Source organism: Micromonospora endophytica (genome assembly GCF_003236305.1).
GTDB lineage: Bacteria > Actinomycetota > Actinomycetes > Mycobacteriales > Micromonosporaceae > Micromonospora > Micromonospora endophytica.
Genome location: NZ_POTX01000005.1, coordinates 36,068 through 62,997, shown reverse-complemented (window position 1 = coordinate 62,997; position 26,930 = coordinate 36,068). Strand labels below are relative to the sequence as shown.

Sequence of the window (26,930 nt, the reverse complement as noted above, 5' to 3'; positions counted from 1 at the left end):
GCCCGGCCCCACCCCAGCCGGTGGGGTGGCGGGAACCACCGACCGGCGACCTGTCACCATGATCACGCTGACGGTTCGGCCCGTCTGGGACGGGTACGTGACTCCGGCACGGGGGAACAGACACCGCAGCTACGCTCAGTACGCTCATCGCGGTGGACCCGTCAGCACCCGGAGGTGGCCGATCGTGACCGTCCGTAGCTCCTTTGTCGTAGTGGCGAACCGACTGCCGGTCGACGAGGTGAGCACACCCGAGGGACGGCAGTGGCGACGCAGCCCCGGCGGGCTGGTCACCGCGCTGCACCCCGTCCTGGCCGAGCATCAGGGCACCTGGGTCGGCTGGGCCGGTGGCACCGGCCCCGCACCCGAGCCGTTCGATCTGGAGGGCATCAGGCTGCACCCGGTGCCGCTGAGCGCCGAGGAGTTGGAGCGCTACTACGAGGGTCAGTCCAACGCGACGATCTGGCCGCTCTACCACGACGCCGTCGAGACACCCGCTTTCAAGCGCCGCTGGCGCGAGGCGTACCGGCTGGTCAACGCCCGGTTCGCGGAGGCCGCGGCGGAGGTCGCGGCCGAGGGTGCCACGGTCTGGGTGCAGGACTACCAGCTCCAACTGGTTCCGGCGCTGCTCCGAGAGCTGCGGCCCGACCTGCGGATCGGCTTCTTCCTGCACATCCCCTTCCCGCCCATCGAGTTGTTCATGCAGATGCCGTTCCGGACCGAGATCCTGCGCGGGCTGCTCGGCGCCGACCTGGTCGGCTTCCAGCAGCGGCTGGCCGCGCAGAACTTCGTCCGGCTGGCCCGGCACCTGCTCGGCCTGCGGTACGAGGGGCAGATGATCCAGGTGGACGGCCGTCGGGTGAAGGCCGGGGCGTTCCCCATCTCGATCGACACCAAGGAGATGGAGCGGCTCGCCGCCGACCCGGCGATCCAGGCTCGGGCCAAGGAGATCCGCGAGGAGCTGGGCAACCCGAAGACGATCATTCTGGGCGTGGACCGGCTCGACTACACCAAGGGCATCGAGTTGCGACTCAAGGCCTTCCGCGAATTGTTGGCTGACGGAAAGTTGACAGTCCCGGACGCGGTGATGGTGCAGGTCGCCACACCGAGCCGGGAGCGCGTCGAGCACTACCAGGCACTTCGGGTCAAGGTCGAACGCGAAGTCGGTCGGATTAATGGCGAATTCGGCCGGGTGGGCGTGCCTGCGGTGCACTATCTGCATCAGTCGTACAGTCGGACCGAACTGGCTGCGATGTACGCCGCCGCCGACGTGATGATGGTGACTCCGCTGCGAGACGGCATGAACCTGGTGGCCAAGGAGTACGTCGCGTCCCGGGCGGACCACGGGGGCGCACTCGTACTCAGTGAGTTCGCCGGCGCAGCCACCGAGCTGCGTCAGGCGTTCCTGTGCAACCCGCACGACCCGGACGCGGTCAAGGACGCTCTGCTCCGGGCCGTGCATGTGGAGAAGCCGGAGGCTCGTCGCCGTATGCGGACTATGCAACGCCATCTGCGCACCCATGATGTGGGGCACTGGGCGAAGTCCTTCCTCACCGAACTCGGTGTGCCCGACATGGAGGCGGCGTGAACGCCGCCACCACCGACATAATCGTGCCCACGGCGGGCACCATGGACCCGGACCTCCGGGCCGCCATCGGACGTATCGCCCGGGTGCCGCAGCTCCTGGTCGCCTGTGACTACGACGGCACGCTCGCGCCGATCGTGGCGGATCCGAGCAAGGCCGTGCCGTTGCCCGAGTCGGTGGCGGCGGTGCGCGCCCTGGCCGCGCTGCCGCAGACCACGGTGGCGGTGGTCTCCGGTCGCGCGCTGCGCGACCTGGCCGCGCTCTCCCGGTTGCCCAGCGAGGTGCACCTGGTCGGCAGCCACGGCTCCGAATTCGATATCGGCTTCGTCGAACGGCTCTCCCCCGAGCTGATCGCGGTACGCACCCGGCTGCGGGAGGCGCTGCGCGAGATCGCCGCCGCCCACCCGGGCGTACGGCTGGAACGCAAGCCGGCGAGTGTCGCCGTACACACCCGGGGGGTGGACCCCCAGGTCGCCGCCGCCGCCATCGAGGCGGTCCGCAGCGGCCCCGCCACCTGGCCGGACGTCACGGTCACCCAGGGCAAGGAGGTCATCGAGCTCTCGGTGGTGGCCACCCACAAGGGCACCGCGGTCGACCAGCTACGCACCCAGCTCTCGGCCAGCGCGGTGCTCTTCATCGGCGACGACGTCACCGACGAGAACGCCTTCGGCAACCTGAGCGGTCCCGACGTCGGCATCAAGATCGGACCGGGTGAGACCAGGGCCGGTTACCGGGTAGCCGAGCCGATCGAGGCCGCCCGGGCCCTCGGTCTGCTGCTGGAGACCCGTCGACACTGGCTCTTCGGCGAGCGGGCGGTGCCTATCGAACGGCACTCGATGCTGGCCAACGGGCGTACCGTGGCGCTGCTCACGCCCGACGCCAAGGTGAGCTGGCTCTGCCACCCCAAGCCCGACTCGGCGGCGATCTTCGCCGACCTGGTCGGCGGTAGCCCCGCCGGCCACTTCAGCGTCGCCCCCGAGCGCGGCGGCATCCCGCTGGGTCAGCGCTACCGGTCGGGCACCATGACCGTGGAGACGCGCTGGTCGGGGCTTACCGTCACGGACTGGCTCGACAAACCGGACCCGAAGGCCACGCCGGACGGGCCGGCGATCATCTCCGGGGACTCCACCCTGATCCGGGTCCTCACCGGCACCGGCAAGGTGCAACTGGAGTTCGCGCCCCGGCCGGAGTTCGCCCAGGTCGCGGTGCAGCTCCAGCCGCTCGGCGACGGCCTGCTGGTGCTCGGCTCCAACGAGCCGGCCGCGCTCTACTCCCCCGGCGTGCAGTGGGAGGTGGGCAACGACGGCGGGTACGCCAGCGCCAAGGCGGTGGTGGACCTCGCCGCGCTCGGTGGGCAGGTGGTGCTGGAGCTGCGCTTCGGTACGCACAGCCTGGAACACCACAGGCTGCCGATCCACGAGCGGCAGGCCGCCGCGGAGCGCCCCTGGAAGGAGTGGGTCTCCACGCTGCGGCTGCCCACCACCGCCCGGGACCTGGTCGCCCGCAGCGCGCTGACGCTGCGGGGGCTCTGCCACGAGGCGACCGGTTCGATCCTGGCCGCGGCAACCACCTCGCTCCCCGAGGAGCTGGGCGGGGTCCGCAACTGGGACTACCGCTACTGCTGGCTGCGGGACGCCGCGATGACCGCCCGCGCCCTTGTCGACCTGGGTTCGATCACCGAGGCCGAGGCGTTCCTGCGCTGGGTGGACGGCTGTGTCGAACGCACCGGCGGGCACCCCGAGCGGCTGCACCCGCTCTACACCGTGGACGGCTACGAGCTGGGCGCGGAGGCCGTCATCGACACCCTGCCCGGCTACGCCGGCTCCCGCCCGGTACGCGTCGGCAACCTCGCCAACCACCAGCTCCAGTTGGACGTCTTCGGCCCGATCGCCGACCTGATCGCGGCCACCGCCGACGTGCGCGGCTCGGTCCGGTCCGAGGAGTGGCGGGTGCTGGAGAACATGGTCGAGGCGGTCCGCCGCCGCTGGCACGAGCCGGACCACGGCATCTGGGAGGCCCGCCTGCCACCCCGGCACCACATCTTCTCGAAGGTGATGTGCTGGATGACCGTCGACCGGGCGCTGCACGTGACGCGCCAGCACGGCGGCGGTGACCGGCCGGAGTGGGTCGAGCTGCGCGACCGGATCGGCGCCAACGTGCTCGAGTACGGCTGGCACGAGCACGCCGAGGCGTACAGCGTCGCCTACGGCGACGAGGACATGGACGCCTCGTCGTTGTGGATCGGCCTGTCCGGCCTCCTGCCCGGCGACGACCCGCGCTTCCTCTCCACCGTGTTGAAGATCGAGGCTGATCTGCGCAGCGGCCCGGTCGTCTACCGCTACCACTGGGACGACGGCCTGCCCGGTCGCGAGGGCGGCTTCCACATCTGCACGGCGTGGTTGATCGAGGCTTACCTCCGCACCGGCCGCCGCACCGATGCCGAGGAACTATTCATCCAGATGATCGACACGGCGGGTCCGACCGGGCTGCTCCCCGAGCAGTACGACCCGCTCGCCGAGCGTGGCCTGGGCAACCACCCCCAGGCGTACAGCCACCTCGGGGTCATCCGGTGCGCGCTGCTGATGGACAACATGCTCAAGCAGTGACACCGCACCTCTGCTGAGGCGGCCGGAGACGATCTCTCCGGCCGCCTTTCGTACTCCCTTAGGGCGACCGGCAATAGGGGCGGTCGGCTCTGCCCACGAGATGCCGCAACTCGTGGGTGGGCGCACGAGATGCCGCACCTCGCGGCCTCAGCGGGCCCGGACAGCCCGACATACCGCAACTCGTGCCGCTCACCGGACGGGACACCGCGACATGCCGCAACCCGCGCCCACCCGATCGGCCCGAACACCGCGACATGCCGCAACCCGCCCTGCCGACCAACCCAGGCAACGCATCACCAGGCCCCAACCTGCGTCGCCACCACCTATAGCCGGTCTCTCTAAGCTGTCATCGATTGTCCTCAGCGGACCGGGGGAGTGGTGTGACCACAGAGCATGTGCGTGACCTTGCGGCAACCGCCGTGATTTTCGGCTTCTTCGCCTCGAGTTGGTTCGGTTGGGCTCAGGAGGCGCCACCGCGCAGGTGGCGCGGACTCCTGGCCGCCGGCTCGGTGACCAGCCTGCTCACAGCGGTCGTCGGTGGCCTGCTGACCTGGCGACACTGGCACGACGGCACTGCCTTCGACGAGGACACCAGCCGAGCGTTCGGCGTGGTCGTCGGTATCGAGTTCGGTGCCGCCGCCCTCGGCTCCCTGCTGCTCGCCATCCGTTCCCGGCGGGAGCTGATCCCGGTGTGGATCGCCTTCGTCGTGGGGGTGCATCTCTTCCCGGTCGCCGCCCTGATCGGCTATCCGTTGATCCATGTGTTGGCCGCGCTCATCACAGTCGTCTCACTCGCCGCGATCCCGATCGCCCGTGCCCGGAAGCTGACAATGAGCGCCGTTGTCGGCGCGCCCACCGGACTGGTTCTGCTTGCCGCAGCCCTCTTCTCCGTCATAGCTGCGGCCGTCACCCGCTCGTGAGTGTCTTGTCCGACCCGGTTGGGTCCGGTGCCGAAGGCCGCCCACGCCCAACGCCGGAGTCGAGTGACGTGGCAAGTTCCTAGCTGACGATCTGATAACCGAACTGCACCAGCAGGCCGGTGGCACCGGCCGCGTTCAGCACCCGGGCCTGCACCCGCTTCGGGCTCGTGGCCGCGTCGACCAGATACGGCGAGCTGAGGCTGGTGCTCTGTACGGTGCTGCTGGCCGCTACGGCTGCGCCACCGGCGCTCACCCCGTCGGCATCCAGGCGCACGTCGCAGCCGCCAGACTCCAGCACCCGGGTCACCCGAACCACCCGGATCCGCTGCGCGTCGAGGTACAGCAGGTTGCCGAAGTCGTACAGCCCGTCGGCGACTGGGCCGGCGACCCGAACCGTCAGCCAACCGTCGATCTGTTCGACGCCCTTGTTGCCGGTGATCCGGGTTTGGCTGGTCGACACACCGGTCAGCCGGTACGGCCCGACGGTGTTGCCGTTCAGGTCGTTGTCGCTGATCAGCACGTCGGCGGCGGCGTTGACGATGCCGTAGTCCTGGCGGGAGGTGCCGTCGGCGAGCGCGCCGATGACGTTGCCGACGATCACCACCCGGCTGGCGGTGGAGCGGATGTTGATGCCCGCGCCGAGCCGGTATCCGGTGCCGCCACCGGAGTAGCCGCCGGAGTAGGCGACCTCGGGAAGGTCGAACGTGGTGGGGTCGACCACCTCGATCGACCGGGTGCCGTTGGCGCCGGTGACCCCCTGGATCGAGATCCGGTCCCCGGTCTCCCAGCCGTGCGCCGACCCGGTGCTCAGCCGTACCCTGCCCGCGCCGTTGTCGGCCGCGCCGGTGATCGTCCGGGCGAAGCTCGGATGCGCGGTGCGGCCGTTGTTGCCGATCAGGCAGCCGGTGACGGTGATCCGGGTCGACGCGATGTCCAGGCCGTTGCGGCCGCAGCCTCGGATGATGCTGTTGCTGAAGGTGGCGCTGCCGGTGAAGCCCGCGCCGATCCGGACGTTGTCGTGCTCGTTGTCAGCCGAGATGTAGGTGTTGGTGAACTGGGCCTGTGCGCCCGCCTCCAGCAGCACCGGCACACCGTGGCCGTTCTCGAAGCCGCCGCCCTCGAAGTAGAGGAACTTGGGGATCGACGCGCCGGGAGTGTTCTTGAGCCAGATGCCGTTTCGGCCGAACAGGATCGCGGTGGCAATGAACTTGATCGAGCCGCCGAGACCGTCGATGACGAGGTTGTCGGTGCCCGGGTTGGCGCTGCCGGCGGCGATCCCGCACTGGACGAACTCAACCGGGTCCGCGCGGGAGTCGTTGTTGACCCCGTTGAGCAGGATCACCTGCTCGCCGTTGAAGCCGTTCCAGACGCAGTTGGCGAACCGGACCGTGTTGCAGGCGCGCAGCGTCAACCCGTTGTAGCCGTCCTTGAACCGGACGTTGGTGAACGTCAGCATGTAGTTGCCGTCGGTGCCGTTGCGGCTGGTGGACAGGATGCTGCCGCCGGTCAGCCCGGCACCGCGGACCTGGAGGTCGCGCAGGCCGCCGCCGCGTACCCCGGACAGCCGGAACCCGTCCTCGGCGCCGGTGGCCAGCACGTACTGGGTGGAGTATTCGTCGTTGTCGCTCACCCCGGCGCCTTGGAACACGATCGGCACACCGACGATCTCGATGGTGTCTTCGAGGCGTACCTTGCCTGGCCCGGCGGCGATGGTGCCACCGGTCGGCAGCGCGCCGACGGCGGCCTGCACCTTCGGCGAGTCGTTCTCCGTGCCGGTGCCCCGCCAGCCGAACCAGGCCAGGTCGATCCGGGTGTCGTGGGGACGCTTCCAGCGGCCGGTGGCGACCCCGGTGACGGCGAAGACGGTGCCGCCGTTGTCGTCCTCGGTGGCGTCGGCGTCCCAGTACAGTGGCCCGCCGCCGACGCCTGGCAGGTCGGCGTGGTAGCCGAGCAACTGGACCTGTTCGCCGTCGCTGGTTCCGGCGGTGCCCCGCAGGTCGGCGACGCTGGCGCGGGCGTCGGCGCCGGCGAAGGCCCGGCCCGGCCGCGCCGGGGCGGCGACGGCGGTGGCGGGTACGAGCTGCGAGCCGGCGGCGAGGCCGGCCAGGCCGAAGGTGGCCAGGGCGCGGCGTCGGACGGTGCCGGGAGACCTTTCGTCCATGGGGATTCTCCTGTTTCCGGGCAGCCTGCGACGCGACGCCGGATCGGCGCCGGCCGCGGCCAGGGGTGGGGGTGTGGGGGTGGTTCAGCCCTTCACGGCGCCGATGACGACGCCCTTGGCGAAGTGCCGCTGGAGCAGGGGGTAGACGAGGCAGATGGGGATCAGGGAGACGACCAGGATGGCCATCTGCAACGACTGCTGCGGCGGGACGACCTCACCGGGCAGGTCGGTGCCGATCTGGGTGTTGTCGACGACGTAGGTGCGCAGCACCAGTTGCAGGGGCCACTTCTCGGTCGAGTTGATGTACAGCACCGCGTTGAAGAAGGCGCTCCAGTACGCCACCGCGTTGAACAGCGCGATGACCGCGATCACCGCCTTGGACAGCGGCAACATGATCCGGGTGAGGATCTGCAGTTCCCCCGCGCCGTCGATCCGCGCCGCGTCGACGATCTCCCTGGGCACCTCCATGAAGAAGGCCCGCATGATGATCACCTGGAAGGCGGAGGTGAGTCCGGGCAGGATGAGCGCCCAGTACGAGTCGATCAGCCCGAGTTCCTTCATCAGCAGGTAGTTCGGGATCATGCCGGCGTTGAACAGCATGGTGAAGAGCACCAGCAGCAGGATCGGCCGGTGTCCCCAACTGCCGGGCCGGGAGAGCGAGTACGCCAGCAGCGCCACCACCGACACCGACAGTGCCGAACCGACCACCGTGATGCCGACCGAGACCAGCGTGGCCCGGGTCACCACGCCACCACGGAAGATCGCCGCGTACGCGTCGAAGGACGGGTTCGTCGGCCACAGCACGTAGCCACCCGCGTTGGTGATCTGCTCCTGGTCGGCGAGCGAGGTGGAGATGACGGCGACGAACGGCAGCACCACCACGGCACAGCAGAGCAGGAGCACGATGCCTTTGAGGCCGCGTACGGCGGGGTGGGGAACGGGTGCGCCGTTGATGGTGCGGCGGCGGCCGGGCCCACCGGGTGGTCGTGGTGACGTCGTCCGGCGATCGATAGTGGTCACCATTTCGAGTAGATCCCCCTCTCCCCGAACAAGTGCGCGACCTTGTTCGCGCCCAGCACGAGAATCGCGCCGACCAAGCCCTTGACCAGTCCCACCGCCGCCGACACGCCCCAGTTGCCGCCGACGATGCCGCGGTTGTAGACGTACGTGTCGAGCACTTCGGAGGTCTCCAGGCCGACCTGCCCCTGTTGCAGCACGATCTGTTCGAAGCCGACGGTGAGCACGTCGCCGAGTTTGAGGATGAGCAGCAGTACGATGACCGACCGGATCGCCGGCAGGGTGACGTGCCAGAGTTGGCGCAGCCGACCGCCGCCGTCGACGGCGACCGCCTCGAACAGTTCCAGGTCGACCCGGGAGATCGCGGCGAGGAAGATGATGGTCCCCCAGCCGGCGTCCTTCCAGATCGCCTGCGAGGTGATCAGGGCGAAGAACAGGTCCGGGTCGCCGATGATGCCGAGCAGCGGCAGGTCGTGTTGACGGGCCCAGTTGTTGTAGATGCCGGCGTTGCCCAGCATGTGCTGGAACAGCGCGACCACGATCACCCAGGACATGAAGTGCGGCAGGTAGAGCACCGACTGCACGACGCGTTTGATCCGTTCGCTGAGCAGGCTGTTGAGCAGCAGGGCCAGCGCGATCGGGATCGGGAACACCACGACGATCTGGAGGAACGAGATGATCAGTGTGTTCTTCAGGGCGTTGAGAAAAGCCGGGTCCCCGTTGAAGATCACCTCGAAGTTGGCGAACCCGACCCAGGGTGACTCGGAGATGGTCAGATACGGCTGGTAGTCCTTGAACGCGATGACGTTGCCCAGCATCGGCACGTACTGGAACAGCAGTACCAGCGTGACGCCGGGCAGCGCGAGCAGGAGCAGGAAGCGATCCCGCTTGAAACGCTGCCAGCGGGTGTTGCGCTTGGCCGGCGCGCTGGTAGCCATACGGCCTCCGTTCCGAGTTCCGCGGGGGATGGGCGAGACGACCCGACCGGGTCCTACTGCTGGTCGGCGAGCGCCTTCTCGTACTCGCCGCGGATCTGGTCCCCGCCGGCGGCCTTCCACTGGGCGACGGCGTCGTCCCAGGCGCTTATCGGTTTGCGGCCGGCCACGATGTCCAGCTCGGCGGTGTCGATGATCTTGAGGAGTTCGCCGGACTTGCTGACCGAGGTCTCCGAGTTCAGCCCCTCGGTCGGGTTACGCAACAGGTTCGGCACCACCTTCTCCTGGTACGCGCGCTGCGCGTCGACCCGGGTGCGCTCGGCGGGACCGAGCACGTGCGGCGATTCGGCGACGTACTCCAGCGGGAGCTTGACCTCGACGTTGCCCAGGTCGGTGCGGACCGGCACGTCGTCCTGCCAGGTGTAGTGCCGGCCCTCGACGCCGAACTTGCGGAACATGTACTCGCTGGTGCCCAGCGGCGCCGCCAGCCAGTCGGCCAGCCGCAGCAGCTTCTCCAGCCGGTCCTTCTCGGTCTTGCGGAACGCGGTCAACGCGAACGTCGGCGTGCCCGAGCGATGTACCGGCGTACCGCCGTCGTAGCCGGGGGCGGGGATCCCGCCGACCTGCACCGGGTAGGTGTCGGCGAGGATGTCCCAGGCCGCGTAGCCGTCGGAGTTCAGCGCGATGGTGCCGTTGCCGAACAGGTCGCGCAGTTGCAGCCGGCCCCCGATCGCGTCCGGGTGGAAGAGCCCGGCCTGGTACATCTCGGCGACCCGGGCGACCGCCTCCTTGCGCTGCGGGGTCTCGACCTCCGAGACGAACCGGCCGCCCTCCTCCCGCCAGGCGTTGGGCACGCCGAGCATGTTCCCGACGAAGGTGATGACTCCCTTGGCGCTGCCGAACGCCCACCGGTTCGCCCGTGCATCGGTCAGGCCCCGCGCCAGCTCGACGAACTCGGCGTAGCTGCCCGGCGTCGGGTTCAGGCTCCGCTGGGCGATCAGGTCGGTCCGGCCGAACATGATCGTCCCCACCACCGACCGGGAGATCGGCACCGCGAAGATCCCCCCGCCGTACGCGGTCGACAGCCACGAGTCGCGCGGGATGTTCGCCAGGAACGGGAAGTTGGCGGCGGCCGGGCCGGAGAGAAACTCCGACAGGTCCGCGCAGAGCCGGGTGAGCACATCGGCCCGGCGGGCCAGCCGAGCCGAGATCAGCATGATGTCGGGCAGATCGCCGCTGGCGATCGTGGTCGACAGCTTGTTCAGGTAGTCGGCCGACGGGGTCATGGTGATGTCCAGGTTCGCCCCGACCCGGTTGTTCAGTTCCTGCCAGTACTGGTTGCTGCCGGCGGCCGGCGGCACCGGGTTGAACATGTTGGTCAGGATCCGGACGTCGCCGAGCCCGGCGGCCGGCTTGACGTCGAACGCGTCGACCAGTTGCCGCGGGTACCGGTAGTAGCCGGCCATGACACCTTCGGGGGTCGGTGGCAGGTCCGGGCGGACCAGTTGCGACGGCACGTAGTCAGGCAGCACGGCGCTCTTCGCGCCGTCCGGCGCGCTCGTCGACGTGGCGTCGCCGCAGCCGGCGAGGGCGCCTCCACCAGCCAGGGTGACCGCGGCGCCACCGGCCATGGTCAGGAACCGGCGTCTGTTCAATCTGTTGTCAGTCATGGTCCACGCTCCGATCTGATGCGGCGGTGGACGGGGCCGGCTCGGCCCCGTCGAGGGGGTACAGGATCAGGGAAGCGACCTGCCAGGCGCCGAGGCGGACCGGGACCGCGCCACTCGGATCCGCCGGGCAGGGGGCGATGACGCGCTCGTCGGCGTGACACCAGGCGGCAGGCGCGTCCGGGCCGGCCGGATGCCGTACGGAGAACTCGCTGGCGCGGCCGGACAGGTCCTGGAGCCGGACCAGCAGCCCGGTCCCGGCCCGCGCGGGCGCTACGCTCGCCTGCACGTGTTCCGGCAACCCCAGGTCGAGCAGACTTCCGGCGGGTCGGTGCAGTGGTCGGGGCGCGGTGTCGAACTTGTCGAGCCGGTTCACCTCGGAGACCGCGAGTGCGGCGCGTACCTCCCGGCCGAACCGGCCGGCGGCCACCAGGTCGGGCGTGGGCAGCGGGGTGAAGGCGTACCGCAGCCGCAGTCGTCCGTCCTGCTCCGGCGGGGTGTTGGTCGGCCAGTAGTTGTTCAACACCCAGGAGAAGACCGCTCCGCCGGCGGGGGTGAATCGTTCGTGCCAGTGCCCGCGCACGATGTCCCCGGCGGTGAACAGTGGGGCGTGGGCGGAGGTCCAGGCCACCGCGGGCCCGTCGACGCCGTCCTGCACGAGCACCCCGTACCCGGTGGTGAACCAGTCGTGGCAGGCGCCCGGCGCGTGGTCGCTGGCCGGGTCGATCCAGCCCTGCTGCCGGTCGTAGCGGAAGCTCGGGTCGGCGGCGGCGAAGGGGAACGCCACGTACACCGACTCCTTGGCCAGCACCCGCCGCTTGTCGAGATCGACAAGCACGTCGACCCGGTCATCGGTGTCGCGCAGCAGCACGTCGACCTCGATCCGGGGCAGGCTCGGCGCGTCGCCGACGGTCCGCAGCCGCCAGCCGTCGTACGTGCGGCGCAGCCCGACCGGCCGCATCGTCGCGGGCAGCACCGTCAGCTCCGGAAGGTTCTGGTCCGGGCGTCGGCCGAGCAGGGTGCTGCGCGGGTAGGGGGCATGATGGTGTGGCCGCCCGCTGTGCTCGATGCCGTCTCCGGCGGCCGACACCGCACCGCCGTCGCCACGGGTCACCGTCTCCGGGCCGTCGAGCACGTACAGCACCTGCCCGAGGGTCCACTGCGTGCTGTCCAGCAGGTCTCGGCCGGTGGCCCGGTGCCGCAGCCCGCGTACCGCACCCGTCCGGGGGTCGAGGGTGACCTCCCAGCGGGCGGTGACCAGCGACGACGGCACCGGACGCCAGCCGTCGGCGGAGTCGACCGCCGCCGGCCCGGGCTCGACCGCCGCCGGGTCGCTGGCCGGGGTGCCGGCCTCCTCACCCGGCGACAACGTTCGGGCGGCGTCCATCGGCAGGGCCCGGTAGCCGAAGGCGGGCACGTCCGGCACGGTCACCCGCAGCGTCCGCAGCCCGTTGCACTCGGCGAGCACCTCGACCGGCAGCGGCCCGTCCGGCCCGACCGGATCGGCCCGGACGGTCTCCACGAGCACCTCGATGTCCCGCCGCCAACCCAGCGGATTGTGCACCAGCAGCGTCGGGCCGTCGGTGCTGACGAGTTCGCCGAGCTGGCTCAGGGCCCGACGGACCTCGTCGAGCGCACCCCGGTAGGCGCCGTGCACCTGGTGTCGTTTCCAGTCCAGTTGGTCGTCGACCTGGTGCCCGTGCGGGTGGGCGGTGCCGTGTGCCCAGGTCCAGGTGTGTTCGCAGCCGTAGAGCGCACCCTCCCACGCGGCGTCCAGCGCCGCCCGGTTCGGCCGGTAGACCGGGTCGACCAGCCGGACGAGGGCGGCGAGCCCTTCGGCGGTCGGCAGCAGCGACTGCACCCGGCGGTGCTCGGCGGTGACGGCCGCGCCGGTGCCCACGCCGTCCTCCCAGTAGCTGCCGCCGTCGCCCCGCCACACCGGCAGCCGGTCGGCCAGTGGCCGGACGGTGGCGAGGTACTCCTCCATGGTGGAGACCCGGATCCGCGGGTACGCGTACCGGGCGTTCCACCGGGCGGCGAACCCGGCGTCGCCGTCGGCCAGGTCTTCGTTGTCGGCGTGGGTGCCGATCACCGCGAGGTCGGTCGGCAGGTAGTCGGGCCGGTCGTAGCGGGCCAGCAGCCGGGGGAGGGCGTGCGCGCCGCCGACGATGGTCTGCGGGTCACCGACCATGAACCGTAGCTGCGAATATGTGTCGGAGAAGTGGGTCAGCACCCGGGCCCCGTCGACGCCCTCCCACAGCACCGGGCTGGCCAGGTGTTGCAGGTCGCTGTCGGCGTTGCCGCCGCGATGGTGGTTCTCGATGCCGACGAACGCGTCGATACCCAGCGCCCGCAGCATCGAGGGCACGGCCGCGCTGTACGACGGCACGTCGGTCAGGTTCGCGTACGTCACCGGCACCCCGTGCTGCTGCCGGAGCCGGCTGGCCAGGTACGCCGCCCGGTACACCTCCTCCAGCGACGCGATGCCGGACAGGAACAAGCTGTGGAACGCGTTCACGGCCAGCCGGCCGGAGCGCAACGCGGCCAGCACCCGCTCCGCCCGCTGCGCCGAGCGGGTCGCCAGGTACTGGTCGACGACCAGCGACCCGTCGACGGAGAACGCGAAGTCCGGGTCGCGGTCCAGCGCGTCCAGCGCCCGGTCGAGGTTGCGGCTGTGCAGTTCGAGAACCTTGCCCTGCACGTCGGTGTAACCGACATCCAGATGCACGTGCGGGACCAGGTGCAGCGTCCACCGCCGGGCCGCGACCAGGTCGAAGACCTTCGGCGGTACGTCGTCGAGCCGCACCTCGGCGGTGGCCGTGTCGAAGGCGGGCACGGCGAACCTGACCCGTACCTGGCCGAAGTCGCGGCCGGGACGGCGCAGGTCGAACTCGTAGTGGTGGCCGGCGAGTTCGACCCGGGCCACCCGGGGCCAGGTGGGTGTGCCGGCCGGCACCGAGACGGTCAGCTCGACCAGTTCGTGCAGCTCGCCGTCGCGGTCCAGGTAGAGCGGGGTCGCGGTGAGGTCGACGGCTGCCCTGGTCGGGTGCGGCGCGGTCGCGTCGAGGCTGAGCCGGTGCCAGGTGATGCCGCTGCCGAAGTGGTTGCCGAACTGCTCCCGGTGCCGGCGTTGCTCACCGGCCGGCGGCTCCACCGGCCCGGTCGCCGCCGCCGGGTCGACGGTGGTGGTGATCGTGACGAGGTGGTCGCCCTCGGCCAGCCAGCCGGCCGGCAGCGGCACCTCCAGCAGCACGTCACCGGCGATCGGGCCGTGCCGGTAGGTCTCCGACCGGTCCTCGCGGCGCACCACCGGGTGGAAGAACCCCCGGTGTACGCCGTCGATCTCGATCTCCAGGTCTGGGCAGGGTCCGTGCCCGGCGGCGAACTCCAGCCGCAGCAGATAACCGGCGGCGTGGTCGGCGCCGATCCGCACCGGCAGCTCGACGCGGTGCGGCTGCCAGCCGGTGGACGCGTTGAGCGGCCCCGGCTGGAACGCCGGCAGGTCGACGCCGGGCACGGCGAGGATCAGTGGGAACATCGCCGTCAGTCCAGTCCGGGCAGCGTGAGCACGCTGCCGTGTTCGACTAGGGCGGCGGCCAGCTCGGCGTACCCGAACTCCTGCACCGGCCGCCCGGTGGCGATCGACTGGGCGGCGAGTTCGCCGCACGCCTCGCCGAGCATCCCGTAGTTGGGTTCCATCCGGGGCGAGGTGTAGCCGACATGGCTGGCCGAGAAGCAGATGCCGACGGTGATGTTCTCGATCCCGCCACGGGCCGGGAAGAGACACTCGGCCGGCATCTGGTACAGGTCGACAGGTGGGTTGGTCTCGTCGCCGCTGAGCGTGCCCTCACCGACAATCGTGTCGTCGCCCTCGGGGTAGTACTGCACCAGGTGGCTGTCCATGCCGTACTTCCAGCAGCAGACCGGCTGGGCCTTGGTGTTGTTCGGCTTGAGCAGGTCGTGCTGGGTCAGCACGGAAGCGCCGATCATCCGGCGGGCCTCGCGGATGTAGAGGGCGTGTGGGAAGCCCTGCCCGTGCGGGCTGTCGACGAACTCGTCCGGTGGCAGGCCGAAGGTCTGCGCGTCGGCGCGGAACGACTCCGGCAGCGACGGGTCGTTGGCCAGCCAGTAGAGCTGCCCCTGGTGCCAGGCCACCTGCTCGGCGATGATCTCGTCGCGCCGACGCCAACTGCCGTCCGGGTAGTCCCAGTTGACGCCGGGCAGGTCGAAGCCGAAGTAGAGCGCCTGGTTGGTCTGGTACTTGCCGTTGGGCAGCAGCGCGGTGTGCGTGACGATCGACGACAGGCCGGGCAGTCGTCGCTGCCGCAGGAGCTGCCCGAGGTACGTGTACCGCGCCGGGTCGTAGTCCTCGGGCTTGGGGAACGGGATCCGGTCGGCGTTCGTCGACAGCACGCCCCGGAAGTTGTACGCCTGCGTCTTGTCGTCGCCGTCACCGGCGGCGAGCTCCGGCACCGCCCTGACCGGGTACAGGGTGTTCGGGGTGAACCCCCGCTTGCGGTACGCCTGCACCGGCTGGAAGCCGGCGAACGGCTCGTCGTAGGTGGCGCGGGGTTCCCGGCCGAACGTGTACGGCACCCCGGCGGCGGCCATCAGGTCGCCCTCGTATGACGCGTCGATGAAGAACCGAGCCCGCCGCCAGCCCTGGGTGGTGCGTACGCCTCGGATCCGCCGGCCGGTGACCTCGACGTCGTCGGGTCCGTGGATCCGCTGGTGCAGCAGCACTGTCGCCTTGGCCTCGTCGAGCAATTGCCGGGAGACCTTCGCGGCGACCTTCGGCTCGAACCGGTACTCGGGGCCGTCGAGGCCGTACTCCGCGCCGATGCCCTCGAAGAACCGGGTCAGCGTCAGCCCGGCGAGGGCCTCGGGGACGTTCGGCGCGTCGGTCTTGACCAGGCCGCCGGCGACGATGCCGCCGACGTGCCCGGTGGGTTCCAGGATCAGGCTGCTCAGGCCGCGCAGCCGCAGTCGCAGCGCCGCCATGATGCCGGCGAGGCTGGCGCCGTAGATGATGACGTCGTACCCGTCGTCGGTGGGCTCGGGGATTGGCATGTCCGGGCGGATCCTCTCGGGGCGTCGCGGGTCGCGGCGTTCGGGTTCGCGGGCGGGGGTCAGTTCGTCCGGGTCACGGTCGGTACGCTGCGCTGGCGCGGCTTGGCCAGGACCGGCGTCGCCCCCTTGGCAGCCTGCGACGGTCGCATCCGGCGGATCTCGTCCGGCCAGGCGATCGGGATGCCGAGGGTGTCGCGCAGCAGGCGCTGCACGTCGGCGGTGCGGTCCGGGGAGTCGGCCACCGCGTGTGGCTCGCGCTGTTCGGTGACGCAGTACGCGGCCAGCGCGCCGACCGCCTCGCCGATGCTCCACTCGACCGGGTGCAGCCGGTAGCAGCCGTTGGTGATGTGCGTGGTGCCGATGTTCTTGTTGGCGGGCAGCAGGTTGCGGACGCGGACCGGGACCAGCGCGCCGAGCGGGATCTGGAACGGGTAGCACTCCAGGTTGACGTAGTTGACGCCGGCCGTGCTCGGGTGCAGGTCGATGTTGTAGTGGCCGATGCCGACCGAGTCGGGGAAGACGACGGCGCCCGCGCCCTCCGGGCGGTCGACCACGGCGACGTGCTGCTCCAGCACCGTGAACCGGGCGCGGATCCGTCGCGACTCCCGGATGTACGCGCTCTTGGCCAGCCCGTCGTCGGTGCCGGTCAGGTCGGGGCGCAGCCGCAGGCCCGGGTAGCCGTACCCGCCGTCCGGGCGGGGTGCCTCGGTCTGCATCCAGTGCAGGTACGACAGCGACAGCTCGCGGCAGCGGCGCAGCGCGGTCTGCCGAGCTTCCTGGTCGATGTCCGCGCCGACCAGTGGCGACTCCCAGTAGTCGATGTTGGGCCAGTTGACCAGGGTGATGTCGGTGTCGATCAGGGCGGGGTCGAACTGGCTGCGGGCCCGGATCCGGCGGAAGTGCCAGAGGTCCGGCAGGTGCACGCCGTCCAGATCGCCCTCGAAGATGCGGTTGGTCCGTCCTTTCATGGTGTGGATGTCGATCTTTTCCCAGGAGAGCTGGGGGCCGGGCCAGAACGGGTCGACGTGCGTCTTCCAGTGGTCGTACGACGCGGGCCGGTCGACGATGTGCTCCTCGCCGGGGCGGTACTCCAGCGGGAAGCACCAGGTGATCGCCTGCTGGTCGGTCGGGTCGGCGACCGGCGACGCGTAGGGCTCGCCGGTCTCGGCCTGCGACTCGGCGCCGACGACGTGCTCGACTCCGGCCAGGTCCAGCAGGTCGCCGAGTTCGGTGGCGTCGACGACGAACGGTGCGGTGACAGTGGTCCGGGTGCCGGTGCGGCGGTTCTCCAGGGTCACCGCGGCGATCCGGTCGCCGTCGGTGGCCGCGGCGACCGGGACGTGCTCGTACAGCACGCTGATCCGGTCGGCCGAGCGGTAGCCGGCCAGCATCTCGTCGATGACGGCGACGCCGACCCGCGGTTCGTGGCAGAGCCGGCTCACGTTGCCCAGTCCGGGGTTGAGGGTGGGCAGCTCGGCCGCGGCCGGCCGCAGCGGGTAGTTACGCCGGTAGTAGTCCCGGATCCGGGTGCGCAGCTCGTGGTAACCGGGCGAGGTGTGCCCGGACTCGATCCACGGGTGCTCGTCGGAGGGCACCGACTGGGCGGTGAGCTGGCCGCCGAGCCAGTCGGTCTCCTCGGTCAGCACGACCCGCAGCCCGAGCCGGGCGGCGGTCAGCGCGGCGGCGACGCCACCGAGCCCGCCGCCGACCACGAGTAGGTCGGTGTGCCGTTCGGAGGGATGACCCATGCTGCGCACTCCTCGACTCTGCTAATATCTGCTGATCGATTCGGTCTCGATCGATTGCGAGTACGTTACATCTCGTCATCGCCGGCATGTCAAGACGCTCGCAGCCAGGAGTTTCGGTGAAGATGCGATAACTTCGGATTAGCTTTTATTAGCGATTCCCAATCGGTCCGCAACATGTTAGAAACGCAGACCATGAAGACCGCACCAGCGTTGCCCGGGTTGCGCTACTACCTCCCGCCGGTCACCGCGCCCGACGCCGAGCCGACCCGCGCCGATGTGGTCGTCTACGGCGCGACCTCCGGCGGGGTCACCACGGCCGTGCGTGCCGCCCAGGAGGGGATGTCGGTGCTGCTGCTCGCCTTCGACGACCACGTCGGCGGTATGAGCGCCGCCGGCCTCGGCACCACCGACGTCGGCCGACCGGAGACCGTCGGCGGTATGGCTCGCCACTTCTACGCCCAGGTCGCCGCCGCCTACCACGCCCCCGACCCGCACTGGGGCGTCGAGGCACACGTCGCCGAGGAGATCTTCACCCGCTGGCTGAGTGACGCCGGTGTCCGGGTACGCCACCGCCAGCACCTCACCGGCGTCACCATGACCGATGGGCGGATCACCGAGCTACGCACCGACGACGGCAACCGGTACCGGGCCACCGTCTACGTGGACGCGTCGTACGAGGGTGACCTGATGGCCGCGGCCGGCGTGACGTACACGGTCGGCCGGGAATCCCGGGACAGCTACGGTGAACCGCTGGCCGGCGTGCAGTACAGCGACAACCACCAGTTCACCCTCGACGTCGACCCGTGGCGGGAGTCGGGGCGGCCGGAGAGCGGGCTGCTGCCCGGCATCAGTGCCGACCCGTACGAGGCGATCGGCACCGGCGACCACCGGGTCCAGGCGTACAACTTCCGGCTGCACGTCACCACCTCCGCCCGCCGGCTGCCCTTTCCCGAACCCGAGGGCTACGACCCCGACCGGTACGAGCTGCTGCGCCGCTACGTCGAGGCCGGCGGGTACGAACTCTTCGGCCGCACCACCGAGGTCCGCCCCGGCGTCTTCGACATGAACAACCACGGCGCGGTCTCCTCCGACCACATCGGCGCCAACTACGACTGGCCCGAGGCCGACTACGCCCGGCGCGAGGAGATCTTCCAGGACCACGTCCGCTATCAGGCGGGCCTGTTGCACTTCATGGCCACCGATGCCCGGCTGCCGGCGGCGGTCCGGGAGGACACCCGGCGCTACGGCCTGGCCCCGGCCGAGTTCACCGGCACCGCACACTGGCCACACCAGCTCTATGTGCGGGAGGCCCGCCGGATGGTGTCGAGCTATGTCATCACCCAGCACGACGCGGCCGGCCGGATCGCCGCCGCCGACCCGGTCGCGCTCGCCTCCTACGTGATGGACTCGCACAACACCAAGCGGGTGCTCGTCGACGGCCGGCCCCGCAACGAGGGCAACGTCCAGCATCCGGTAACCGTGCCGTTCGGCGTGCCGTACCTGTCGATCGTCCCGGGGCCCGGCGAGTGCGCGAACCTCCTGGTCACCTGGGCCTTGTCCGCATCACACGTGGCGTTCTCCTCGGCCCGGATGGAACCGGTGTTCATGATGATCGGCGAGGCCGCGGGCTGCGCCGCAGCCCAGGCGATCGAGAGCAGGGTTTCGATACCCGAGGTCGACTATGAGACGCTGCGTAAGGCTCTGCTACGCGGTGGATCGCTGCTGACGTGGCCGCCGTCGGCATGACCGGAGAGGAAACGGCGTGAGTAATCGACGGGGGCGGACCTCGCGGCAGGCCGACATCGCTCGCGAGGCCGGTGTGTCACAGTCCACCGTGTCCATGGTGCTGCGTGGCGCGGGCGACGTCAGCCGGATCTCACCGGACACCCAACGCCGGGTGCTCGGCATCGCACGTCGCCTTGGCTACCAGACCACCAACGGCAGCCAGGCACGGGCCGGCCTCGAACGACGCACCGTCGCGCCGTACCTGATGGGAGTGCACACCTTCGAGCCGATCTTCCCCACCAGCGCCGGTGACTACTACTTCGAGTTCCTCCAGGGCATCGAAGAGCAGGCCGGGGTCGAAGGCTGCAACCTCGTGCTGTTCACCGCCGCCCGCGACGAGAACGGCGTGCGCCGGATCTACCGCGACGGCGTCAACGCACTGGGCCAGGCGGCCGGCAGTGTCCTGCTCGGCCACCACGCCAACCGCGACGACCTGCTTCGGCTCGCCCAGGACGGCCACCCCTACGTCTATATCGGCCGGCGGGAGATGGCCGGCGTCGACATCTGCTACATCGGTGGCGACTACCGCTCGGCCACCGGCCGGATCGTCGACGACCTCGTCGCACTCGGCCACCGTGGCTTCGCCTACCTCGGCGAGGCCACCCGACACGAACCCCAGGTGGACCGCTGGGACGGCTTCGCCGCCGCCCTGGACCGCTTCGGCCTGCCGGTCCCCGCCCCGGCGTTCACCCATCCCGACCAGCTCACCGCGCAGTGGCTGGACACCGCGATCACCGGCGGAGCCACCGCGGTCCTGGTCGAGTCCGTCAGCCTGCTGCGAGTCCTGGCCGCGATGGCCAGCCTCCGCGGGCTGGACATCCCCGCCGACCTGTCCGTCGTGCTGCTCGTCGACGACCCGGGCGGTGAGTTCGGCCCCAGCCGATGGGCGTCGCTGAACATCCCCCGCAACGCGATGGGCCGACGCGCCGTACGCATGCTCGCCGCTCTGCTCAACGACCCGACCGGCGAACACGAGCGGCAGGTGCTGCTGCCCTGCGCACACACCCTGGCCCCGACCGTCGCCGCGCCCCGCCACGGCGTCAAACGTTCGTGAACTTGTCCGCGTGAGCGTCAAGCGTGCGGGCATCGGCGACCCGCCTTCTGGGTGAGGGAAGTCAGGGTGCTGCTGCCGCCAGGCGGATCACCTCGAGGTCACCGTCCACGCGCAGCGGGCCGGCGGCGTACGGAACCAGCAGGGTGTCTCCCCGCCGCAGCGACAGGTCGTCCTGCTCGCCGGTCAGCCGGCCCTCGCCTGCCACCACGACCAGGACGCTGAAGCCCTGCTCCAGCCGGTCACCGCCGTGCAGCCGGTGGGCGGCGAAGAACTCGTCGGCGGCCTCGGGCAGGAGTCGCTGCCCGCCCCGCAGGCGGTCGAGACGCTCCGGTGTCCACCGGCCCCGGTCGACACATCGCAGGGCCAGGTCGTAGCCGAGACCGAGATGGCCGTCGGTGAGGCCGAAGTTCTCGTATTCGAGCAGCACCGAGAAGTCGGTCGGCTCCTGGACCTCGACCAGCAGGATGCCGTCACCGATCGCGTGCGGCAGCCCGGCCGGGCAGAGGATCGCGTCGCCGGCCGACACCGGGATCTTGTTCGTGGCGTCGAGCATCTGCGCGGTCCGCTGCCCGCTCACCCAGCCGGCCAGTTCGTCGGCGGGCACGTCCCGGGCGAAGCCGAGGTGGACGTACGCGCCGGGGCGGGCCGAGACGATCACCCAGGCTTCGGTCTTTCCGTACGGCGAGGCCAGGTGGGCGGTGGCGAAGCGGCGGTCCGGGTGTACGTGCAGCGGCAGTCGCTGGCCGGCGTCGAGCAGCTTGACCAGCACGCCGGTGTCGGTGCGCTCCGGACCGAGCCACCAGCGCGGATCGGCGGTGATCGCCTCCGCGAGCACGCGCCCGTCGGAGAGGGTGGACAGCCCGGACGGGCCCAGCCCGAACCGGGTGGTCACCGAGCCCACCCAGTCCTCGGGGCGGTCGGGTAGCGCGGGAACGTTACGGAATCCGGCGATCCGGCCGGCACCCCGGTAGAACGTCTCCGGCTGGTTGGCGGGCAGCACTTCAACTGTCATCGCTCTGCGGTCCAATCAACTTCTGTCCGCGCGAGCGCGGCGAGGAAGCCGCCGACGAAGGTGTCGCCCAGCCCGACGGTGGTGGGGTTGCGGACGTCGAGTGCGAACCCGGGGACGCAGTGGACCGTGTCGCCCATCCGGGTGTGCAGCGCTGCGGCGAAGGTCACCGACTCGGGCCGGCGGGGTTGCCGGCGTAGCCGGGCGATATCGGAGTCGGTGAAGTCGTCACCGTGGCAGTAGCGGACGGCGGCCATGACGGTGCCGGTGTCGAGCGCGTCGGCGTACCGGGAGGCGGCGGAGCCGAGCGTGACCGCCCAGTACTTCGTGTGCAGGACCAGCGTCGGTACGGGGATGAGCGCGCGTACCTCGGTGAGCGCCGCCGCGACCTCCGCCGGGGACAGCAGGTCGACCGGATGCCCGAGGTACGACTGCAACTCGTCCTCGTTGAGCCCGTACACGTCGATCGCGTCGAGCAGCGTGTCGCGGACCTGGCGGCTGAACGCGGGCTCGTGGTACGCGGCGTCCTCGAAGTAGGTCACCGCCCCGGTCGGCAGCCGCCGCATGTGGGTGCGCAGCTCGGTGAGCCGGTGCGCGAGTTGGGTTGCGGAGCGCATGGCGTTGAAGCCGGAGATCAGGAACACGTCCGCGGTGCTGAGCCGGTCGCCGAGGTCGCCGCTGAGCAGCAGGTCGCTGTTGGCCGGGTCGTTGACGTAGATCAGCCGGTTCGGGTACGGCGCGGTGAGGTCGAGGTCGCCGGCGCGGATCCGCAGGCCCTGGTCGTACTGGACGATCAGGTGGGGGTGGTAGGTGTCCTCGACGCTGCTGGAGAAGTAGTCACCGCCGGCCGGCAGCAGGGTGCGGACGGTGTCGTTGACGCTCACCAGGTGCAGCGTCGACGGTATGCCCAGCCGGCTCATCAGGATCCCGGCCCGTACCGACGTGCCCCCGAGTGCCACCCGGTGCGGGAACCGGCCGGCGAAGGTCTCCAGCGCCGGGGCGGAGGCGACGAAGTGCTCGCCGCCGCCGCCCCGGGCGAGGTAGCCGAGGATCGACACCACCAGGTCCCGTTCGCTCGTCACCGTGGCTGGCGAGATCAGTTCCGCGGCGACGATGCCGTAGTCGGCGACGAGCTGTTGCAGGACGTCGGCGGTCAGCTTCAGCTCGTAGTCGACACAACCGCCGAGGCCGAGGAGCACACGGGACGCGTCCGCCATGTCAGTAGAGCGAGCCCTTGCCGGCGGCGCCGAACAGCTCGATCTTCTGGGCGGCGACCACCTTCATGGCGTCGATGCAGGCGGGCTGGATGGCGTTGGGCTCGCGCGTCTTCGGGTCGTTGCCGAGCACCTCGCGCATCTTGGCGTGGTAGGCGAGCTTGATGTCGGTCGAGATGTTGATCTTGTTGATGCCGATCTGCGCGGCCTCGCGGATCTCGTCGTCCGGGTTACCGGAGCCGCCGTGCAGCACCAGCGGGATCTGCACCCGGCTCTTGATCTCCTTGAGCAGGTCGAGCTTCAGCTCCGGCTTGAGGTGCGCCGGGTACATGCCGTGGAAGGTGCCGATCGCGATGGCGAGGCTGTCCACGCCGGTCCGCTCGACGAAGGTGACCGCATCGTCGGGATCGGTGTAGATGATCTCCGCAGCGCCCGCTTCCGCGTAGCTGTCGTTCCCGCCGATCGTGCCCAGCTCACCCTCCACTGACACGCCGACGACGTGCGCCGAGTCGGTGACCCGCTTGGTGATGGCGACGTTCTCTTCGAACGGCTTCAGCGAGCCGTCGATCATCACCGAGGTGAAGCCGAACTGGACCGCCTCCAGGAGTTGCTCGTAGGTGGCGCCGTGATCCCAGTGGATCGCGATCGGGACGCTCGAATTGTGCGACCGCTCGATGATGCCGGTGACCATTTCGCGCCCGATGTGCCGCACCTCGTCCGGGTGGATCGCGACGATCAGGGGAGCGTCCGTCTCCTCGCTGACCTCCACGATGCCCTTGAACATCGCCCAGTCGCTGATGTTGAAGGCGGGCACGGCGAAACTGTGCGCGTTGGCGACGTCGAGGATCGCCTTGCCGGTGATCAGCATTTCCGAATTTCTCCTTTGTTGCCGGTTGGGTCAGGGGTTGCCGGTCGGGTCATGCCTTCACAGCTCCGGCGGTGAGCCCGCCGATGAACCGCCGCTGGAAGAAGAGGAAGAGAAGGAGGACGGGAATGGAGCCGAGGACGCTCATCGCCATCATCTGGTTCCACTCGTACGAGTGCTGGCCCATGAGCAGCTGGATGCCGATGGGCACCGTCCGCATCTCGTCGGTGCGGGTCAGCGTGAGCGCGAACAGGTACTCGTTCCACGAGATCATGAACGTGTAGACACCGACCGCGATCAGGCCGGGCACCGCGGTCGGCACCAGGATCCGCCACAGCGCGGTCCAACCGCTGCCCCCGTCGACCTTCACCGACTCGTCCAGTTCACGCGGCAGCGTGTTCAGGTACGCGGTGATCATGATGATCGCGTACGGGAGGGTGAACACCATGTGCGTGAGGATCAGACCGAGATAGGTGTCGTACAGCCCGAGCGCCACGATGAGCCCGAAGTACGGGATGACGAGCGTGATCGGCGGCACCGCCTGGACGCTGACGATCACCGCGTTGATGGTCTTCTTGAAGGGGAACGTGAAGCGGCTGAAGGCGTACCCGGCCAGGATGGCCACCAGCAGCGTCAGGATGGTCACCGCGATGGCGACGATGTAGCTGTTGAGGAAGAAGCGCAGCTGGGCGCCGTCGCCCAGGATCGCGCGGTAGGCGTCGAACGAGAAGCCCTCGGTGATGAGCTGCGGCGGGTTCTGGAAGACCTCGCCGTTGTTCTTGAACGAGGTGGAGAGCAGCCACAGGACCGGCAGGCCGGCGAAGAGCCCGCCGACGACCAGGCCGCTGACGACGCCGACTTTCGCGAAGGTACGCCGCATCTTGACGGTGGTCATGTCTCACCGCTCCCTTTGCGAGCGTACGTAGAAGAAGGCAAGCACCATGGTGAGCAGCAGGACGATCACGGCGGCGGCGGACGCGGTGGCGAACTCGTACTCGCTGAACGCCTGCTTGTAGGTGAAGGTGCTGAGCATCTCGGTGGAGTTCAGCGGTCCACCTCCGGTGGTCATCCAGATCAGTGCGAACTGGTGCGAGGTCCAGATCAGGTCGAGCACCGCCATACTGATGATCACCGGCCGGAGCTGGGGCAGCGTGACGTGCACGAACCGCTGGAACCAGTTGGTGCCGTCGACCGCGGCGGCCTCGTACAGGTCGCCGGGGATGCCCTGCAAGGCGGCCAGCAGGCTGATCATGAAGAACGGGTAGCCGGCCCAGATGTTGACGAAGCTCACCGCCCAGAGCGCCATGCTCGGGTCGCTGAACCAGTTCACCCCCTGCTCGATGAGGCCCAGGGTCTGGAGCACGTGGTTGACCACGCCGGCCGGGTCGAGCAGCAGCCGCCAGATGACGGCGATCACCGCGATCGTGAACAGCCAGGGCAGGATGTAGACGATCCGGAAGATGGCCTTGGTGACGCCGCCGAGCAGCGGACTGTTGAGCATCATCGCGAAGGCGAGCCCGAGGACCAGGTGCGCCGCGGTGCTGACCGAGATGAAGATGGCGGTGTTCTTGAGCGCGGACAGGAAGCTCGGGTCGGTGAGCACCTTCGTGTAGTTGGCGAACCCGGCGAACACCGAGTTCTCCTGGACGATCACGTTGTCCCGGAACGAGTAGCCGATCACCATGACGATGGGGACCACCATCAGGACCACGATCAGCAGCACAGTGGGGGACAGGTAGCCGTACGGGACCAGGCGCCGGGTCAACGTGGAGCGGGACCGCCCGGGGACGGCCGGCGCGGCCCGAGTCGAGGTCTCCGGTGCTGTCAGAGTCATGGCTGTCTCCTTGGTCGGGCGCCGCGCCGGCGGGCCGGCGCGGCGCCCGGGGCGGGCTACTCGATGACCGAGGACCAGTTCTCCTGCGCCTTGGCGAGGGCCTCGTCGACGCTCGTCTTGCCGGTCAACACGAGCTGCAGCTGCTCGGCGAAGCTGCGCATCAGGTCTTCGGACTTGGGCAGACCGACGAACTCGTTGGCCGGGTAGCCCTGCTGGTAGATGTCGAAGGCGGCCTTGAACAGCGGGTCGCTGTTGCTGAAATCGGGTTCCGCGGTCTTGTTGCCGGGGAAGCCGTTGGCGATCGTGCTGAGCTTCGCGTTCGTCTCCTGGCTCATCAGGTACGAGACGAACTTGAACGCCTCGGCCTTGTGCTCGGTGGAGTCGGAGATGCCGATGCCCCAGGACGCGTACGGGATGCCGCGTTCGCCGGTGAAGCCGTCCTCGGCCGGCAGGGCGGCCACCTCGAAGTTCAGGTCCGGCTTGTTCTCCTTGATCAGGTTGATGTGCGCCAGTGAGTCGATCATCATGCCGACCTGGCCGTTGCTGAACTTCTCGACCTTGTCCTGCTCTTTCATGGTGAGCGAGCCGGGAGCGATGACGCCGGCGTCATTCAGGCTCTGCACGAACTCGACGGTGCTCTTGACCTCCGCGCTGGTCAGGTTCGGCTTGCCATCGTCGGTCAGCATGCTGCCGCCGGAGGCCCAGAGCCAGGACATGACGTCGTTCTGGACGCCGTTGGGCACGGCGGTGTCGAGCGGGAGCACCCAGCCCTTGGCGTCGCCGCCGCTCGCGCTGATCTTCTTGGCCGCATCGAGGAACTCCGTGCGGGTGGTCGGCACCTTGTCGACGCCGGCCTCGGTGAGCAGGTCCTTGTTGACGAAGAGCGGGTAGACGAAGTTGACCACCGGGATCATGTACGTCTTGCCGTCGAGCTGGATCTGGCTGGCCAGCTCACTGTCGTCGTAGCCGGCGTCGGCCATCAGCTTGGTGATGTCGGTGATCGCGCCCTGCTTGGCGAAGTCGTTGACCCAGGCGCCGTCGAGACCCACCACGTCGGGCAGGGTCTTCGAGGCCGCGCCGGTGAGCAGCTGCTGCTTGGTCGAGGCGTACGGCGCGCTGAGCAGCTTGATCTTGATGTCCGGGTTCTGGGCCGTGAAGTCATTGATGATTTTGTCGAACTCACCCGCTGGTAGTTCGGCGCCCCACCACTGGGCGAACTCCAGCGTCACGGTGCCGTCCGAGGCGGTGTCGTCCGAGCCGCATGCCGCGACGAACGCCACCATCGTCGCCGCAGTCACCGCCCCGATCACTCGCTTCAGCCGGGTAGCAGGAAGCGCCATGGCGAACTCCTTCGATATCGAGATCCTTCTGTTCTCTGCGAGATTGGCGTCACGTTAGCAACGTGTTACCAGCAAAGACAAGAGGAGAACAGCACGAAAACGCGAACTACGGCAAAGCTGTGC

At 69.6% G+C, this 26,930-nt stretch carries 18 protein-coding genes; 5 read left to right on the top strand and 13 right to left on the bottom strand.

The features are described from left to right. The first annotated feature begins 184 nt into the window (after nucleotides 1-184). The 3 genes from C1I93_RS01810 to C1I93_RS01800 all read left to right on the top strand — a co-directional run bounded on the left by C1I93_RS01810 (nucleotide 185) and on the right by C1I93_RS01800 (nucleotide 5,108). Nucleotides 185-1,585 carry an alpha,alpha-trehalose-phosphate synthase (UDP-forming) gene (locus tag C1I93_RS01810; RefSeq protein WP_111241430.1) on the top strand — a complete coding sequence of 467 codons (1,401 nt, stop codon included), beginning with the start codon at nucleotides 185-187 and terminating at the stop codon, nucleotides 1,583-1,585. Between the two features lie 41 nt (nucleotides 1,586-1,626). Then, entirely contained in the window at nucleotides 1,627-4,188 is a 2,562-nt protein-coding gene (gene otsB, locus C1I93_RS01805; protein WP_111241433.1) for a trehalose-phosphatase, read from the top strand. A 380-nt stretch (nucleotides 4,189-4,568) separates the two neighbouring features. Continuing rightward, nucleotides 4,569-5,108 carry a hypothetical protein gene (locus tag C1I93_RS01800; protein ID WP_111241429.1) on the top strand — a complete coding sequence of 180 codons (540 nt, stop codon included), beginning with the start codon at nucleotides 4,569-4,571 and terminating at the stop codon, nucleotides 5,106-5,108. Between the two features lie 79 nt (nucleotides 5,109-5,187). Here C1I93_RS01800 and C1I93_RS01795 read toward each other — a convergent pair whose 3' ends face one another. The 7 genes from C1I93_RS01795 to C1I93_RS01765 all read right to left on the bottom strand — a co-directional run bounded on the left by C1I93_RS01795 (nucleotide 5,188) and on the right by C1I93_RS01765 (nucleotide 17,706). Beyond that, complete coding sequence (locus C1I93_RS01795; RefSeq protein WP_111241428.1) at nucleotides 5,188-7,269, bottom strand: putative phage tail protein; 2,082 nt, start codon at nucleotides 7,267-7,269, stop codon at nucleotides 5,188-5,190. Nucleotides 7,270-7,353: 84 nt separating this feature from the next. Then, nucleotides 7,354-8,289 carry a carbohydrate ABC transporter permease gene (locus C1I93_RS01790; RefSeq protein ID WP_223256429.1) on the bottom strand — a complete coding sequence of 312 codons (936 nt, stop codon included), beginning with the start codon at nucleotides 8,287-8,289 and terminating at the stop codon, nucleotides 7,354-7,356. After that, nucleotides 8,286-9,224 carry an ABC transporter permease gene (locus C1I93_RS01785; RefSeq protein WP_111241426.1) on the bottom strand — a complete coding sequence of 313 codons (939 nt, stop codon included), beginning with the start codon at nucleotides 9,222-9,224 and terminating at the stop codon, nucleotides 8,286-8,288. The genes C1I93_RS01790 and C1I93_RS01785 overlap by 4 nt, the downstream gene beginning before the upstream one ends. Nucleotides 9,225-9,277: 53 nt before the next feature. Then, nucleotides 9,278-10,891, bottom strand: a complete 1,614-nt coding sequence (locus C1I93_RS01780; RefSeq protein WP_111241425.1) for an extracellular solute-binding protein — start codon at nucleotides 10,889-10,891, stop codon at nucleotides 9,278-9,280. Continuing rightward, nucleotides 10,884-14,426: a glycoside hydrolase family 38 N-terminal domain-containing protein gene (locus tag C1I93_RS01775; RefSeq protein WP_111241424.1), complete on the bottom strand. Its 3,543-nt coding sequence runs from the start codon at nucleotides 14,424-14,426 to the stop codon at nucleotides 10,884-10,886. The genes C1I93_RS01780 and C1I93_RS01775 overlap by 8 nt, the downstream gene beginning before the upstream one ends. Before the next feature lie 5 nt (nucleotides 14,427-14,431). Next, nucleotides 14,432-15,958, bottom strand: coding sequence for an FAD-dependent oxidoreductase (locus C1I93_RS01770; protein ID WP_111241423.1), 1,527 nt, complete (start codon nucleotides 15,956-15,958; stop codon nucleotides 14,432-14,434). A gap of 59 nt (nucleotides 15,959-16,017) precedes the next feature. Next, nucleotides 16,018-17,706, bottom strand: coding sequence for an FAD-dependent oxidoreductase (locus C1I93_RS01765; RefSeq protein ID WP_111241422.1), 1,689 nt, complete (start codon nucleotides 17,704-17,706; stop codon nucleotides 16,018-16,020). 192 nt (nucleotides 17,707-17,898) lie between these two features. Here C1I93_RS01765 and C1I93_RS01760 point away from each other — a divergent pair, with 192 nt between their 5' ends. Beyond that, nucleotides 17,899-19,452 carry an FAD-dependent oxidoreductase gene (locus C1I93_RS01760; protein ID WP_181444966.1) on the top strand — a complete coding sequence of 518 codons (1,554 nt, stop codon included), beginning with the start codon at nucleotides 17,899-17,901 and terminating at the stop codon, nucleotides 19,450-19,452. Between the two features lie 16 nt (nucleotides 19,453-19,468). Continuing rightward, on the top strand, nucleotides 19,469-20,545 hold the full coding sequence (locus C1I93_RS01755) for a LacI family DNA-binding transcriptional regulator (protein WP_146603401.1): 1,077 nt from the start codon (nucleotides 19,469-19,471) through the stop codon (nucleotides 20,543-20,545). 61 nt (nucleotides 20,546-20,606) lie between these two features. Here the strand turns inward: C1I93_RS01755 and C1I93_RS01750 are convergent, their stop codons facing one another. The 6 genes from C1I93_RS01750 to C1I93_RS01725 are packed head-to-tail and all read right to left on the bottom strand — an operon-like array spanning nucleotide 20,607 to nucleotide 26,807. Then, nucleotides 20,607-21,557, bottom strand: a complete 951-nt coding sequence (locus C1I93_RS01750; RefSeq protein ID WP_111241419.1) for a class I mannose-6-phosphate isomerase — start codon at nucleotides 21,555-21,557, stop codon at nucleotides 20,607-20,609. Beyond that, complete coding sequence (locus C1I93_RS01745; protein ID WP_111241418.1) at nucleotides 21,554-22,771, bottom strand: ADP-dependent glucokinase/phosphofructokinase; 1,218 nt, start codon at nucleotides 22,769-22,771, stop codon at nucleotides 21,554-21,556. The genes C1I93_RS01750 and C1I93_RS01745 overlap by 4 nt, the downstream gene beginning before the upstream one ends. 1 nt (nucleotide 22,772) lies before the next feature. Then, on the bottom strand, nucleotides 22,773-23,636 hold the full coding sequence (locus C1I93_RS01740; RefSeq protein WP_111241417.1) for a ketose-bisphosphate aldolase: 864 nt from the start codon (nucleotides 23,634-23,636) through the stop codon (nucleotides 22,773-22,775). A 49-nt stretch (nucleotides 23,637-23,685) separates the two neighbouring features. After that, nucleotides 23,686-24,528 (bottom strand): carbohydrate ABC transporter permease, encoded by an 843-nt coding sequence (locus tag C1I93_RS01735; protein WP_111241416.1) that lies wholly within the window; start codon nucleotides 24,526-24,528, stop codon nucleotides 23,686-23,688. 3 nt (nucleotides 24,529-24,531) lie between these two features. After that, entirely contained in the window at nucleotides 24,532-25,467 is a 936-nt protein-coding gene (locus C1I93_RS01730; RefSeq protein WP_111241415.1) for a carbohydrate ABC transporter permease, read from the bottom strand. A gap of 56 nt (nucleotides 25,468-25,523) precedes the next feature. Beyond that, nucleotides 25,524-26,807, bottom strand: a complete 1,284-nt coding sequence (locus C1I93_RS01725) for an ABC transporter substrate-binding protein (RefSeq protein WP_111241414.1) — start codon at nucleotides 26,805-26,807, stop codon at nucleotides 25,524-25,526. Nucleotides 26,808-26,930 lie beyond the last annotated feature (123 nt).